Genomic DNA, 14,577 nt, shown 5'->3' on the forward strand with positions numbered 1-14,577 from the left:
ATGTGGCAAAAGTCATCCAGCTGTCAGATGAGCTTTCAAATAAAATAGCGGCGGGCGAGGTTGTCGAGCGCCCCGCCTCAGTCGTCAAAGAATTGGTAGAAAATGCGATTGACGCTGGCAGCACAGTCATTGAAATCGATATTGAGGAAGCGGGTCTTGCATCCATTCGGGTATTGGATAACGGCGAAGGAATGGAAAATGAAGATTGCAAGCGTGCTTTCCGCCGCCACGCAACGAGTAAAATAAAAGATGAAAATGATTTATTCAGGGTGAGAACGCTTGGTTTTAGGGGAGAAGCACTGCCGAGTATCGCGTCAGTCTCTCATCTGGAGATTACGACAAGCACCGGTGAAGGAGCAGGGACGAAGCTTGTACTCCAAGGAGGAAATATGATTTCCGAATCGCGCTCCTCAAGCAGGAAGGGAACCGAAATTGTCGTTTCCAATCTGTTTTTTAACACACCGGCCCGCTTGAAATATATGAAAACCGTTCATACAGAGCTTGGGAACATTACAGATGTGGTCAACCGTATTGCTCTGGCCCATCCGGAGGTATCGATCCGCCTGCGCCATCATGGGAAAAACCTGCTTCAAACGAACGGAAACGGAGATGTGCGCCATGTCCTGGCAGCGATTTACGGCACGGCTGTCGCCAAAAAAATGCTTCCGCTGCATGTGAGCTCATTGGATTTTGAAGTTAAGGGATATATCGCCCTCCCAGAGATTACACGGGCGTCGAGAAACTATATGTCGTCTGTGATCAATGGCCGTTATATTAAGAATTTCCCGCTCGTCAAAGCGGTGCATGAAGGATACCATACGCTTCTGCCGATTGGACGCCATCCAATTACCTTTATAGAAATTACGATGGACCCGATTTTGGTCGATGTCAACGTACACCCATCGAAGCTTGAGGTCCGTCTCAGCAAGGAAACAGAGCTTCATGACTTAATTCGTGACGGAATTAAAGATGTATTTAAACAGCAGCAGCTGATCCCGAGTGCCCAGCTTCCGAAAAAATCGGCGCCTGTTATCAAAAATGAGCAGCAGTTCATAACCTTTGATGAAAAGCCTGCGGAAAGAAAAGTTCCGGAAAAAGCGCCTGCGCCATCTTATTCACCAATGAAACTCAGCTCAGTCGTAAAAGAATCAGTTGATGCGGAGGAAGAATTGCCTCCTCTCCAATTTGATACGCCTCCTATCGTTGACCAGGAACAAAGCATTAAGGTGCCTGATGTTTCTGAAGAACAGCCTGCAACATTTGAGCAGGAAGAATACCATGAGGAACAGCCGCAGCCAACGTCTGAGCGGGTTCCGATTATGTACCCGATCGGCCAAATGCATGGAACTTATATATTGGCACAAAACGAAAACGGCCTGTATATTATCGACCAGCACGCCGCCCAAGAACGTATTAAGTACGAATATTTCCGTGAAAAGGTCGGGGAGGTTGAGCCTGAGGTGCAGGATATGATCGTGCCGCTGACGTTCCACTACTCCACGAACGAGGCATTGATTATTGAACAGCACAAACAAGAACTCGAAAGCGTTGGTGTCTTTTTAGAGTCATTCGGCTCAAACAGCTACATCGTCCGCTGCCACCCGGCCTGGTTTCCGAAAGGAGAAGAAGCCGAGCTGATAGAAGAAATCATTCAGCAGGTGCTCGACTCCAAAAATATTGATATTAAAAAACTGCGTGAGGAAGCGGCGATTATGATGAGCTGCAAGGGCTCCATCAAAGCAAACCGCCACCTCAGAAATGACGAGATCAAAGCGCTTCTGGACGACCTCCGAAGCACATCAGACCCATTTACATGCCCGCACGGCCGTCCGATCATCATTCACCATTCCACGTATGAGATGGAAAAGATGTTCAAACGCGTGATGTAGAGGGGTTTGTCATGGGGAATTTAGGCATTGAGACATTCTTTGAATGGATCAATGCTTTTTTTACTTGTTTGAAGTAACAGTTTATAATAAACTTTTATTTACAAATAATTGCAATTGATATATATTTGGGGCAAGGGGGGTGGAAACATGTCTTGTGGTGCAAATATAGTTATCGTTTTGGATGAACTTGATGATCCGAATGTAAGAATAATTACAGAATGCAGAATTTAAATTACATCATTGTATTTTGCTTCCTGTTCGTGTAAACAGGGAGTTTTATTTTGAACGATGAAAGGAAAATACTTGTTTTTGTCCGCTTTTATAACTGGTAACGTATAAGGAGTTATGGAATTGTGCTTTGTTTTCTGCCATATCATCTATCATTATCGTTTCTATGATTCCACTCATCATTTACATTTTCTTGTAGTCTAATTGGCCAAATTAGACGATAAGAATGATAATAGCAAAACTCGCTTACATCATCATAGGCGATCTTAAGCAGTTTCCCCATTTGGCTGGTCATCAAAGGCAAGTTCAATGAAAGCCATCAATGCTGATATCACAAGAAGCAAGACATCTGGAATATATATAGACTGAATATAGTAATCTGCAAAACAGATCGTTATGAAATTGCTCACAAAGTACAGTATAAAAGCAAAAAGTGCAGTCTTTTTCAATGAAAGTGATTTTGCCAGAATCATAGAGACAATTTTTGTGAGTGGGTCTATGATCAAGCCAACAGCAAAACTGACTAAAATAAATAAAACTAAAGTTTGATTGGAATCGTATGAGACGCCTAGTATGGAGAATAATCCTTTTATCCCAAAGAAATATCCGCCGAAGATCACTGCAAGTGCAATGGCAACGATGAAAGTGATAGATACAATTCCGATTAATTTTGATTTCAGGTTAAAATCTTTAGAGTGCTCGTTCTGTTCTTTTTGGCTCAAGTATGAAACTCCCTTCATCTGCTTGCTCTTACCCTTGAATTAGCTCCAAATTTGTATAAGTCAGTTTTCTAACGAAAATAGTATAACATATTTTTACAAAACCGAAAAAGGTCCTTTCCGCTGGGGGAAGGGCCTTTTTCGTCATGTTAACTCCTGAGATTCGCCGAAGTTTTCTCTTTTTTTGGCCAAATAAAATAGCTGGCGGTAAAGAGAAAATCAATACCTATGATGACTGTCCACATTTTAAGAATGCCGCTTAATGCGTCAGTTCTGGCAGAATCATTGATGAGATAGATCATCCCTGCTAATAATCCCGCACCGATAAGGTAGGCAAGCACGTGTCTTATCCAGCCTTTAGCATTGTGTTTGGCATGATCCATTCCATATCGCTTCAGCGGTTTGGATCCTTGATTTGTCACATAATATTGAAATTTTTCATCCGCCCATTGAATCATTTGTTTTCCATAGGCGATCGATATCCCGATGTAAACAGCGGCAATCCCGTGGGCTGCAGTCGCTGAGGCTCCGCGGTAAAGGTCTACGGCAGTTGCCGTTAATAAGATTAAATCGATAACTGGGGTTAATGCTAGGAATAGCAGTCCTAATGCACGTTGTTTGAATAGATAGCGTACAGCAAGCCCTAAAACAATGACAACCCAAAACGCAATTTCACAGAAGACAATCATCCATGCGATACCGTTCAATCCATCCCCCTCTTTTCAATACAGTTGTATTATTTAAATTATATGTTACCACCTTTGTTTTTGCAACACAACTGTACTATAAAAATTGCTCTCTTATTTTTTTCTTGTTACAATAAAGCTATGCCGAAACAAATTGACCATGAGAAAAGAAGAAAACAAATTGCAGAAGCGACGTGGCGTGTGATTTTAGAACGGGGGATGGAGGGAGCCTCAGCCAGAAACATAGCAAAAGAAGCAGGATTGTCATTAGGTGCGCTGCGCCATTATTTTTCTACTCAGGATGAACTGCTTGTTTTTGCAATGAAACTCGTTCAAGAAAAGGCGATGGCCCGAATTAAGGACATTACAATGAGGGATTTGCCTCCTAAGGAAAAAGTGCTACATATTTTGCTTGAAATTGTCCCAACGAATGAAGAAACGATTAGAGAGATGGAGGTGTGGTTTGCTTTTACGGTTTACGCCAGACATAAAAAAGATATGTTTGATGCGAATCATGACGGGATTTACAGCGGCATGCGGAATCTGATTGCCTATTTAGAAGAATTCGATTTACTGAAGCAGAATGCTGATAAAGACATTGAAGCTGAGAGACTTTACGCGCTTATTGACGGCTTGGCTTTACATGCGATGCTTGACCCTGTGCGAGTGAATAAAGACAGGATCAAACGTGTCATCACGCAGCATGTAAAATCAATTTGCGTGGAAGAAACATATGAGACAGAAGAAAGAAATCCCTAAGATATAGTGCGAAAAAGCTATTCTCGTTGGACATGCTTCCAAAAGAATAGCTTTTTTATATGTATAAGGATCTCTGAAAAAAATGGAAAACGATGATGCTGTTTGGTAAAGTGGAATGAAAGACAGACTGTGGGTGGAACAGTTTGCCCATCATTAAAGAACTTTACATGATAGGAATGGTGTAAATGAATCTTACCTATAAGGTACATCCCATAAAAACAAGGTATCAGGGCTGGACGAATTATTGCTATATCGTTGAGGATATTGTAAGCAGATCTGCGATAGTTGTTGATCCTTCATGGGAACTGAATAAAATAACAACTAAACTTTCCGAACTGGAAGTTGAATTAACAGCAATTGCATTGACACACTCTCATTATGATCACGTAAACCTGGTAGAGCCGCTGACGAAGATGTTTAACGCTCAAGTTTATATGTCAAAAAAAGAAATTGATTATTATCAATTCCGTTGCCGAAATTTAATTGGCCTGCATGATCATCAGACGATCAGCATAGGAAACACAAGAGCAAAATGCCTCCTTACACCGGGGCATACAGCCGGCGGAATGTGTTATTTGTTTTCTGAAAGTATGTTTACCGGAGATACGGTATTTACAGAAGGGTGCGGCATATGTGAGGGTGATGGCAGTTCTGCAGAAGAGATGTTCAGAAGCATTCAAAGGATTAAGTCAGAGGTTTCCCCCTATGTACGGGTTTATCCTGGTCACTCGTTTGGAAAAGCGCCCGGCCATACGATAGAGGATCTTTTTCAGTATAATATTTATTTTCAAATTGATAAGAAAGAATATTTTGTGAAATTTCGCACTCGTAAAAACCAAAAAGGTATTTTTGATTTTAAATAAGCCTTCTGAATCTATTCTCCTATTTTCCTTCGAATATCTAAATGATTAGTCATTTTTAAAATGGTTATATAGAACGATTTTATTTATTTCGAACTAGGCTCAGGAGATAAGATGAAGCGTATTCTGATCATATCCGCGCCCTATATGTGATGCAGGTCATTTTCCTTATGTTCTGCTATATCCCCTGATCCTTTATGCCTCAATTGAAAAAAGCAGGAAAACAATCGAGTGAACTGTAGGAAAAATTAACTTGACGGATAATATTTACAGAGGTTACCATCAACATGAACATGCTACTATTTATCCGGTCATCACTATTTTTTATAAAATCATACAGAAGTAAAACACATCTACTAATCCGAAAGGTGGGTTTGAGAGAATGATCACATATGTTTTTCCGGGTCAGGGTTCGCAGAAACAGGGAATGGGAAGCGATCTATTCGATGAATTTAAAGAACTGACGGATCAGGCAGATGAGATCTTAGGATATTCAATCAAACGTCTTTGCCTGGAAAATCCGTATTCCAATTTAAACAAAACGCAATTTACCCAGCCGGCGTTATATGTGGTAAACGCATTAAGCTATCTGAAAAAAATCAGGGAAGCAGAAGCTAAGCCTGACTTTGCCGCCGGGCACAGCTTGGGTGAATACAATGCGTTATTTGCAGCTGGAGCCTTTAATTTTGAGACAGGTTTAAAGCTTGTCAGAAAAAGAGGCGAGCTGATGAGTATGGTGAGCAATGGCGGTATGGCCGCTATTATGGGATTAAATGAAGAGCAGGTTGCAAAGACTCTAAAAGAATACCGTTTACACGCTGTTGATATCGCTAATGTGAACGCCCCATATCAAATTGTGATTTCAGGAAAAAAAGATGAGATTGAAAAAGCCGCATCTCTTTTTGAAACGATGACTGAAGTTACAATGGTACTCCCCTTAAACGTAAGCGGCGCGTTTCATTCCAGATACATGAATAAAGCAAAAGAAGAATTCGAGCAGTTCCTTCATACCTTTCATTTTTCGCCTCCGTCTATCCCGGTTATTTCTAATGTGTATGCCAAACCGTATACATACGAATACATGAAGCAGACGCTGGCAGATCAAATCAATCATTCAGTGAAATGGACTGATAGCATAAGCTACTTACTGAAAAAAGGCCAAATGGAGTTTGAGGAAATAGGACCTGGAAATGTTTTAACAGGGTTAATTCATCGCATAAAGAAAGATGCGGAACCAACGCCCCGTTAAAAATGGTTGTTCCTATGACCATGCACCGCATAAAGCAGGGATAAGATCAGATTTCCTTACATTTAAGGTATAAAGCTTTAGAGATGCAATCGTTCAAATGACACTGTTTCTAAATGAATAACTTTATATACTGTTACATAAAGAGGCTGTAAAACATGTTCGCACCTTATTAGACATTAGGACTATTTCAGCCGGTATGCCATACCATCACTCTCACATCTAGATAGCCTCAATTTAACCGCACCAAGCAATCATAGAGTCGATGTTCTTTGCTGATCCTGTCATCAAGTTATATTAATTTTGAGAAATCAACATACATCTACGATCCACTTCATAAAAGAGCCGCATCCAGAGCATCAAAAGCAATCCTCCTAAAGTTGATTCTTCTTATTTCTATTTGCATTATGTCTTTTCATTAAATAAATTGATTTCACTCGCTGCTGTGTATCTTTTACAGCATACATGGAGATGAACAATCAAAATAGCCGTCATAAATATAAAAAAAGTAGGTTATGCATATGAATGAACCGCTCGTTTTTATGTTTTCCGGACAAGGTTCCCAGTACTATCATATGGGGAAGGAATTATTTAAGGAAAGTATTGTGTTTCGCCAATCGATGCTGGAAATGGATGCCATTGCAGCGCGGCGAATTGGTACATCCATTGTTGAAGAAATTTATCATCCTGCTAAACGTGTGTCGGATCCGTTTGACAGCATTCTTTTTTCCCACCCTGCCATTTTTATGGTTGAGTATTCCTTATACAAAGTGTTGGAAGATAGGGGAATCTATCCTGATTATGTATTGGGATCAAGTCTGGGAGAATTCGCATCGGCCGCTGTTTCAAGTGTATCAGACGCAGAGAATATACTGGATTGCATACTTGAACAGGCTATAATCATCCAAAAATCTTGCGATAAAGGGAAAATGCTTGCCATTCTTGATAAACCGCAATTACTGAATGATTATCCGCAGCTGTTTGGAAATAGTGAACTCATTTCTATCAATTATGATTCGCACTTCGTCATTTCTGGTGAAGAAGAAAACATAAAGCAGATCATGGAGGCTCTAAAAGAGAAACAGATTCTTTGCCAACTGCTGCCTGTGTCCTATGCCTTTCATTCTTCGCTTATTGATCCAGCAGAAAGTGAGTATGCAGAATTTTTAAGATCAATTTCTTTTAAAAACCCGTCAATATCGGTTGTATCGAGTTTAACGGGAGGCTGCCTTCACGAAATGGACAAGCATTTCCTTTGGGATGCGGTCAGAAAGCCAATGAGATTTCGCGATGCAATTCGATATTTGGAAAGCCAACATACATGTCGGTTTATAGATTTAGGTCCGTCCGGCACCTTAGCTGCTTTTGCGAAACAGCTGGTCTCGGGAGATTCAGCTAACCGCTGCTGCTCGATCATGACACCATTTCATCAGGAGCTGAAAAATCTGAATACGGTTGAGTGTTTCCGTAAACCAGAAAGGAAGTTTACAAGATGATTACATATGTTTTTCCAGGGCAAGGCTCCCAGCAAAAGGGGATGGGTCAAGGGCTATTTGAAGAATATCAGTATTTGACTGACCAAGCAGATCAAATATTGGGCTATTCAATAGAAAAGCTCTGTATCGAAAAATCTTATTTGGATTTAAACCATACTCAGTACACGCAGCCGGCTTTGTACGTCGTCAATGCACTCAATTATTTGAAAAGAGTGGAAGAGACAGGCAGAAAACCCGATTTTGCGGCCGGTCATAGCTTAGGAGAATACAATGCGCTGTTTGCAGCGGGTGCATTTGATTTTGGAACCGGATTAAGACTCGTCAAAAAAAGAGGCGAACTGATGGGACGAATTACAGGAGGCGGAATGGCTGCTGTGATTGGCTTGAATAAGGAAGAAGCTACGGCCGTTTTAGAAGAGCACCATCTCCATGACATTGATGTGGCAAATGAAAATACGCCCCGGCAAATTGTGATTTCCGGCCCGAAAAAAGAGATCGAAAAAGCCCGAACGGTTTTTGAAAACACCAAGGATGTAAAGCTGTTTCATCCTTTAAACGTAAGCGGAGCTTTTCATTCCAGATATATGAAACAAGCAAAACAGGAATTTAAGCAATTTATTGATTCATTCCAATTTGCGCCTTTAGCTATCCCGGTTATCTCGAATGTCTATGCAGAACCGTATCATCAGGACAGATTAAAAGAGACATTATCTGAACAAATGGACAGGACAGTGAAATGGACGGACAGCATACGTTTTCTGATGGGAAGAGGAGAAATGGAGTTTGAAGAGATCGGGCCTGGAACTGTTCTAACTGGCCTCATACATCGGATTAAAAATGAAGCAGAACCCTTAACACATGCACCCGAAAAGAAACTTGCTTCAAGTCATTCCGAATCTGCAGTCCATCGGCCTAATGTTCAAGCTGGGATTACGGCAGAGTCTTTAGGAAGTGCTGAGTTTAAACGGGATTATCATCTTACATATGCTTATCTTGCAGGAGGAATGTACCGCGGCATTGCTTCGAAAGAAATGATAGTAAAGCTGTCCAGAGCGGGTATGATGGGGTTCTTTGGCACAGGCGGCCTGAGTCTGAATGAGGTTGAAGATGCGATCCTCACCATTCAAGGAGAGTTAGGGGAAGGACAAGCCTATGGCATCAATCTCGTCCACAACATGAAACATACTGAATCAGAAGAAAAAATGATTGATCTTTTATTAAAGCATCAAGTGAGAAATGTGGAAGCTTCAGCATTTTTAAGTGTCACTCCCGCATTGGTAAGGTATCGCGCAAAAGGAGTGAAACGAAACCCCAATGGTGAAATTATATGCTTAAATCGTATCATTGCGAAACTATCACGGCCGGAAGTTGCAGAATCATTTCTGAGTCCTGCGCCTGAGAATATGCTGCAAAAGCTTTTAGGAGAAAATAAAATCACAGTGAGTGAAGCTGAATTATTGCGGTCCGTTCCGGTGGCTGACGATATTTGTGTTGAAGCTGATTCGGGCGGTCATACAGATGGCGGTGTGGCATACAGCCTGATGCCTGCAATGACATCATTAAGAGATGAAATGATGAAAAAATATCAATATCCGAAAAAAATAAGAGTTGGGGCAGCTGGAGGAATTGGAACGCCTGATGCAGCAGTGGCAGCTTTTATGCTTGGTGCGGATTTTATTGTGACAGGCTCAATCAATCAATGTACGGTTGAGGCGGCGACAAGTGATAAAGTAAAGGATTTGCTTCAGCAGATGAATGTACAAGATACAGCCTATGCGCCTGCGGGTGATATGTTTGAAGCGGGCAGCAAAGTGCAAGTGCTGAAGAAAGGCGTATTCTTTCCAGCGCGGGCAAGCAAGTTATACGAACTGTACCAGCGATATGGGTCAATACGTGAGCTGGATGCAAAGATGTTGACCCAGCTTGAGGAGAAATACTTCAAACGCAGTATAGAAGACATATATAAAGATATTACATCGCATTATCCCGCGGCAGAAATTGAGAAGGCCGAACGAAATGCGAAGCATAAAATGGCTTTGATTTTCAGGTGGTACTTCAGATACACCTCCAACTTGGCAATAAGCGGAGACGAACATTCGAAGGTCGATTATCAAATTCACTGCGGTCCAGCTTTAGGAGCTTTTAATCAATGGGTCAAAGGATCGGAATTAGAAAACTGGCGCAATCGCCATGTGGATGAGATCGGAAGAACATTAATGACAGAAACGGCAGCATTGCTTCATGAACGGATGCAATCAATGTATCAACCTTCGTATTAATCAGATAGCAGAAGAGCAGTAGTTAGAATATTGTGAAAATATACCTATAAAATGATCCCTTGAAGGAGAGAGCGCGTTATGGATAAACAGAGAATCTTTGAAGTGTTAGTCACCAATATTTGCGAGGTACTTCCTGAATTAGATGGACACAGTTTTGAGCCTCAAGATCAGTTAGTCGAGTTAGGAGCTGACTCTGTGGACAGAGCAGAAATTATCACAATGGTGCTTGAGGATTTATCATTAAAAATTCCCCGTATTGAGCTGTCCGGGGTGAAAAACATCGGCGAATTAGCTGAGGTGCTTTATGACAAAGTGCAATCTGTCTGAGGTGGTGGTGACCGGTGTAGGCGTCACGGCAGCCATCGGTCAAGGGAAAGAGGCCTTTGTTTCTTCGCTGCTTTCCGGCAGGCATGCCTTTGATGTCATGAAGCGTCCGGGCAGACAAAAAGACAGCCGGTTTATCGGAGCAGAAATTGCGTCATTGTCTTATCCCGACCGCCTCTCTAAAAAATTGTTGCGAAAAGCGTCATTTTCCAGCCGTGCTGCATTGGTAACTCTCTCAGAAGCTTGGGAGGAGGCTCAATTAGACGATACCGATTCCGCACGTATTGGACTGGTAGTCGGTGGATCAAATTTTCAGCAGAGAGAAACCTTACAGCTTTATGAAAGTTATCAAGATCGCTCTGGCTTTATTTCGCCGGCGTATGGCCTGTCTTTTATGGATAGCGACCTTTGCGGGCTTTGCACAGATCAGTTTGGCATCACGGGCCTAGCTTATACGGCGGGAGGAGCCTCCGCCAGCGGCCAGTTAGCGGTGATTCATGCGATTCAGCAAGTCCTGTCTGGCGAGGTTGATATTTGCATAGCACTCGGTGCTCTAATGGATCTTTCTTATATGGAATGCGAGGCGCTAAGGGCTTTAGGCGCTATGGGAACGGACAAATATGCTGATGAGCCTGAAAAAGCGTGCCGTCCCTTCGATCAAAGCAGAGACGGGTTTATTTATGGAGAATCATGCGGCGCATTGGTGATCGAACGAAAAGAGACGGCCGTACACCGAGGTGTCAAACCTTATGCAGCATTGTCCGGATGGTCAATCAAACTAGACGGGAACCGTAATCCCGATCCTTCTTTAGAAGGTGAGATTCATGTCATCCAGGAGGCGCTGGAGCGTGCCGGCCTTTCACCAGAAGAGATTGATTATATTAATCCCCATGGCACAGGTTCTTTTATTGGTGATGAAATTGAATTAAAGGCGCTGCATGCATGCCGGCTATCCCATGCTTATATTAACTCAACAAAATCGATAACCGGGCATGGCCTTAGCGCGGCGGGAATCGTAGAGATTGTTTCTGTTCTGCTGCAAATGCGAGAATCTGCCCTTCACCCGAGCCGGAACTTGGATCATCCAATCGATGATTCCTTTCCTTGGGTAAATAAGAAATCGATTTCATACCGCATCAAAAATGCGCTGAGCTTAAGTATGGGGTTTGGCGGAATGAACACCGCGGTTTGTATACAAAACATTGAGAAATGTGGAGGCGAATCATAAATGGTTTCAGCCGGAATAGAAGCGATGAATGTCTTTGGCGGAACGGCATACCTTGATGTCATGGAACTGGCCAAATATAGACACTTAGATACTGCTAGATTTGAAAACTTATTAATGAAAGAAAAAGCTGTTGCACTGCCTTATGAAGATCCGGTGACCTTTGGAGTCAATGCTGCTAAGCCGATTATTGATGCTTTATCCGAAGCAGAAAAGGACCGGATTGAATTACTGATCACTTGCTCTGAATCCGGGATTGACTTTGGGAAATCGTTAAGTACATATATCCATGAATATTTAGGGCTTAACCGCAACTGCCGTTTGTTTGAGATTAAGCAGGCATGTTATTCAGGAACGGCAGGATTTCAGATGGCAGTGAATTTTATATTATCCCAGACCTCTCCGGGTGCCAAAGCACTGGTTATCGCCAGTGATATTTCACGTTTTTTAATCGCTGAGGGCGGAGACGCTTTAAGTGAAGACTGGTCTTATGCCGAACCGAGCGCTGGAGCTGGGGCGGTGGCTATTTTAGTAGGCGAAAATCCCGAGGTGTTTCAAATAGATCCCGGAGCAAATGGCTATTACGGCTATGAAGTGATGGATACCTGCCGTCCCATTCCCGACAGTGAAGCGGGAGATTCTGACCTGTCTTTAATGTCCTATCTGGATTGCTGCGAACAAACCTTTCTGGAATACCAAAAACGTGTACCCGGTGCCAGTTATCAGGACACGTTTCAATACCTTGCTTACCATACGCCTTTTGGGGGGATGGTGAAAGGCGCACACCGAACAATGATGCGTAAGGTGGCGAAGGTGAAAACTGCTGAGATTGAAACGGATTTTTTAAATCGGGTAAAGCCAGGTTTAAACTACTGCCAACGAGTTGGAAATATTATGGGGGCTGCCTTGTTTCTGGCATTGGCCAGCACGATAGACCAAGGGCGGTTTGACTCGCCTAAACGAATCGGCTGTTTTTCCTATGGATCAGGCTGCTGTTCTGAATTTTACAGCGGAATTACAACTCCGGAAGGTCAGGAACGCCAGCGTTCATTTGGCATTGAGAAGCATTTAGATCGTAGGTATCGGCTCTCCATGGAAGAGTATGAGCTGCTGTTTAAGGGGAACGGGATGGTGCGGTTCGGGACGCGGAATGTAAAGCTAGATTTTGAGATGATACCGGACATCGTGCAGTTTACTCAAGAGAAGCCGCGCTTGTTTTTAGAAGAAATTTCTGAGTTCCATCGGAAGTACAGGTGGATCTCGTGACCTATCAAACGATAAAGGTCCGCTTTCAAGAGTCGGTTTGCTATATCACATTTCACCGCCCTGAAGCGAATAATACGATTAATGACACACTCATAGAAGAATGTTTGCAAGTGTTAAACCAATGTGAGACATCATCGGTTACGGTTGTCGTTTTAGAAGGGCTTCCCGAGGTATTTTGCTTCGGTGCGGATTTTAATGAAATCTATCAGGAAATGAAAAGCGGCAGAAAACAGGCAAGCTCCCAGGAGCCTCTCTATGATTTGTGGCTGAAGTTACAGACCGGTCCTTATGTCACAATTTCGCATGTCAGGGGAAAAGTGAATGCCGGCGGCCTTGGATTCGTTTCGGCCACAGATATTGCCATTGCTGATGAAACGGCTTCATTCAGTCTCTCTGAGCTGCTATTCGGTCTGTATCCGGCTTGTGTTTTACCGTTTCTGGTCCGCCGGATCGGCTGGCAGAAAGCACACTATATGACACTTATGACAAAGCCGATTTCCGTTCAGGAAGCCAGTGAATGGGGGTTAATAGATGCCTTTGAGGCTCAAAGTGAGGTGCTGCTGAGAAAGCATTTATTGCGTTTGCGCAGGCTGAATAAAAAGGGAATCGCGCGTTATAAACAGTTTATGAGCTCGCTTGATCATCAAGTCAGCCGTTCGAAATCCATCGCCTTGACTGCAAACCAAGACATGTTTTCAGATCCTCAAAACCAAATGGGAATCATCAGGTATGTTGAAACAGGCCAATTCCCATGGGAGAATCAGTAATTTGAAAAGATGTCAATCAGAACCGTTAGGAGGACATCATGACGCATTCTGTTGTAGAGCTCATCGAAATTGAGCCCGCTATTATTCAGGTAAAGATGCATGACCGCACTCATAAAAACGCGTTTTCACAAGAACTGACAGATGGTTTAATTCAAGCGTTTGAATTTATTCGGCAGAAAACCAATTATAAAGCGGTCATTTTGACAGGGTATGATAATTATTTTGCTTCAGGGGGAACGCAAGAAGGACTGCTTCGAATTCAGCAGGGATTGACCAAGTTCACGGATGACAATCTTTATTCTCTGGCGCTGGATTGCGAGATTCCGGTTATTGCGGCTATGCAGGGCCACGGAATTGGAGGCGGCTTTGTCATGGGGCTCTTTGCTGACATTGTCATTTTGAGCAGAGAGAGTGTGTATACAGCTAATTTTATGAAATACGGATTTACGCCTGGAATGGGCGCCACCTTTATCGTTCCTAAAAAACTGGGATTCAGCCTGGCACAGGAAATATTAATGAATGCGGGCAGCTATCGCGGAGCTGATCTTGAAAAAAGAGGGATTCCTTTTAAAGTGCTGCCCCGTGCGGAAGTAGTAGATTATGCAGTGGAGCTGGCGCATGAACTGGCGGAAAAGCCGAGAAACTCATTGATTACATTAAAAAATCATTTGGTGGCCCCGCTTCGTGAGCAGCTGCCGCACGTCATAGAACAGGAATTGATGATGCATGAGAAAACATTTCATCAAGACGAAGTCAAAACGAGAATCAAAGGTTTGTATGGAAATTAACTAAGAGTCTACATAAAAATTTGCAGGTGAAATGGAGGCAGCGCG

General features: G+C 42.7%; 13 protein-coding genes and 1 pseudogene. 12 read left to right on the plus strand and 2 right to left on the minus strand.

The genetic code is table 11. The features are described 5' to 3' along the window. Window positions 1–2 precede the first annotated feature (2 nt). Window positions 3–1,889 (plus strand): DNA mismatch repair endonuclease MutL, encoded by a 1,887-nt coding sequence (mutL, locus tag AC4CV5_RS09680; protein ID WP_222142853.1) that lies wholly within the window; start codon window positions 3–5, stop codon window positions 1,887–1,889. A gap of 494 nt (window positions 1,890–2,383) precedes the next feature. Here the strand turns inward: mutL and AC4CV5_RS09685 are convergent, their stop codons facing one another. Further along, window positions 2,384–2,839: a regulatory YrvL family protein gene (locus tag AC4CV5_RS09685; RefSeq protein WP_326220449.1), complete on the minus strand. Its 456-nt coding sequence runs from the start codon at window positions 2,837–2,839 to the stop codon at window positions 2,384–2,386. Between the two features lie 146 nt (window positions 2,840–2,985). Beyond that, window positions 2,986–3,543: a hypothetical protein gene (locus tag AC4CV5_RS09690; protein WP_166852803.1), complete on the minus strand. Its 558-nt coding sequence runs from the start codon at window positions 3,541–3,543 to the stop codon at window positions 2,986–2,988. A gap of 120 nt (window positions 3,544–3,663) precedes the next feature. Between AC4CV5_RS09690 and AC4CV5_RS09695 the strand changes: the two genes are divergently transcribed. The 11 genes and pseudogenes from AC4CV5_RS09695 (at window position 3,664) to AC4CV5_RS09745 (ending at window position 14,532) form a co-directional block, all read left to right on the plus strand. After that, complete coding sequence (locus AC4CV5_RS09695; RefSeq protein WP_490922633.1) at window positions 3,664–4,281, plus strand: TetR/AcrR family transcriptional regulator; 618 nt, start codon at window positions 3,664–3,666, stop codon at window positions 4,279–4,281. 185 nt (window positions 4,282–4,466) lie between these two features. Then, entirely contained in the window at window positions 4,467–5,144 is a 678-nt protein-coding gene (locus AC4CV5_RS09700) for an MBL fold metallo-hydrolase (RefSeq protein ID WP_222142857.1), read from the plus strand. A 111-nt stretch (window positions 5,145–5,255) separates the two neighbouring features. After that, window positions 5,256–5,527, plus strand: a pseudogene (locus tag AC4CV5_RS09705) (hypothetical protein). Beyond that, window positions 5,524–6,390: an ACP S-malonyltransferase gene (gene fabD / locus AC4CV5_RS09710; protein ID WP_490922635.1), complete on the plus strand. Its 867-nt coding sequence runs from the start codon at window positions 5,524–5,526 to the stop codon at window positions 6,388–6,390. Before AC4CV5_RS09705 ends, fabD (AC4CV5_RS09710) begins: the two are co-directional and overlap by 4 nt. A gap of 518 nt (window positions 6,391–6,908) precedes the next feature. After that, a complete protein-coding gene (locus tag AC4CV5_RS09715) occupies window positions 6,909–7,883 on the plus strand; it encodes an acyltransferase domain-containing protein (RefSeq protein WP_490922637.1) in 975 nt (324 codons plus the stop codon). Then, window positions 7,880–10,162: an ACP S-malonyltransferase gene (fabD, locus tag AC4CV5_RS09720; RefSeq protein ID WP_490922638.1), complete on the plus strand. Its 2,283-nt coding sequence runs from the start codon at window positions 7,880–7,882 to the stop codon at window positions 10,160–10,162. The genes AC4CV5_RS09715 and fabD (AC4CV5_RS09720) overlap by 4 nt, the downstream gene beginning before the upstream one ends. Window positions 10,163–10,240: 78 nt before the next feature. Continuing rightward, the gene (locus tag AC4CV5_RS09725) at window positions 10,241–10,489 is read left to right on the plus strand and encodes an acyl carrier protein (RefSeq protein ID WP_166852784.1); all 249 of its coding nucleotides are present in this window, start codon (window positions 10,241–10,243) and stop codon (window positions 10,487–10,489) included. Next, on the plus strand, window positions 10,467–11,714 hold the full coding sequence (gene pksF / locus AC4CV5_RS09730) for a polyketide biosynthesis malonyl-ACP decarboxylase PksF (protein WP_373923616.1): 1,248 nt from the start codon (window positions 10,467–10,469) through the stop codon (window positions 11,712–11,714). The genes AC4CV5_RS09725 and pksF overlap by 23 nt, the downstream gene beginning before the upstream one ends. Then, a complete protein-coding gene (pksG, locus tag AC4CV5_RS09735) occupies window positions 11,715–12,977 on the plus strand; it encodes a polyketide biosynthesis 3-hydroxy-3-methylglutaryl-ACP synthase PksG (RefSeq protein WP_166852778.1) in 1,263 nt (420 codons plus the stop codon). Then, entirely contained in the window at window positions 12,965–13,744 is a 780-nt protein-coding gene (locus AC4CV5_RS09740) for an enoyl-CoA hydratase/isomerase (protein WP_166852775.1), read from the plus strand. The genes pksG and AC4CV5_RS09740 overlap by 13 nt, the downstream gene beginning before the upstream one ends. Before the next feature lie 38 nt (window positions 13,745–13,782). Further along, a complete protein-coding gene (locus AC4CV5_RS09745) occupies window positions 13,783–14,532 on the plus strand; it encodes a polyketide synthase (RefSeq protein WP_166852772.1) in 750 nt (249 codons plus the stop codon). Window positions 14,533–14,577: the final 45 nt, after the last annotated feature.

The organism is Bacillus sp. NS1 (genome assembly GCF_058248265.1).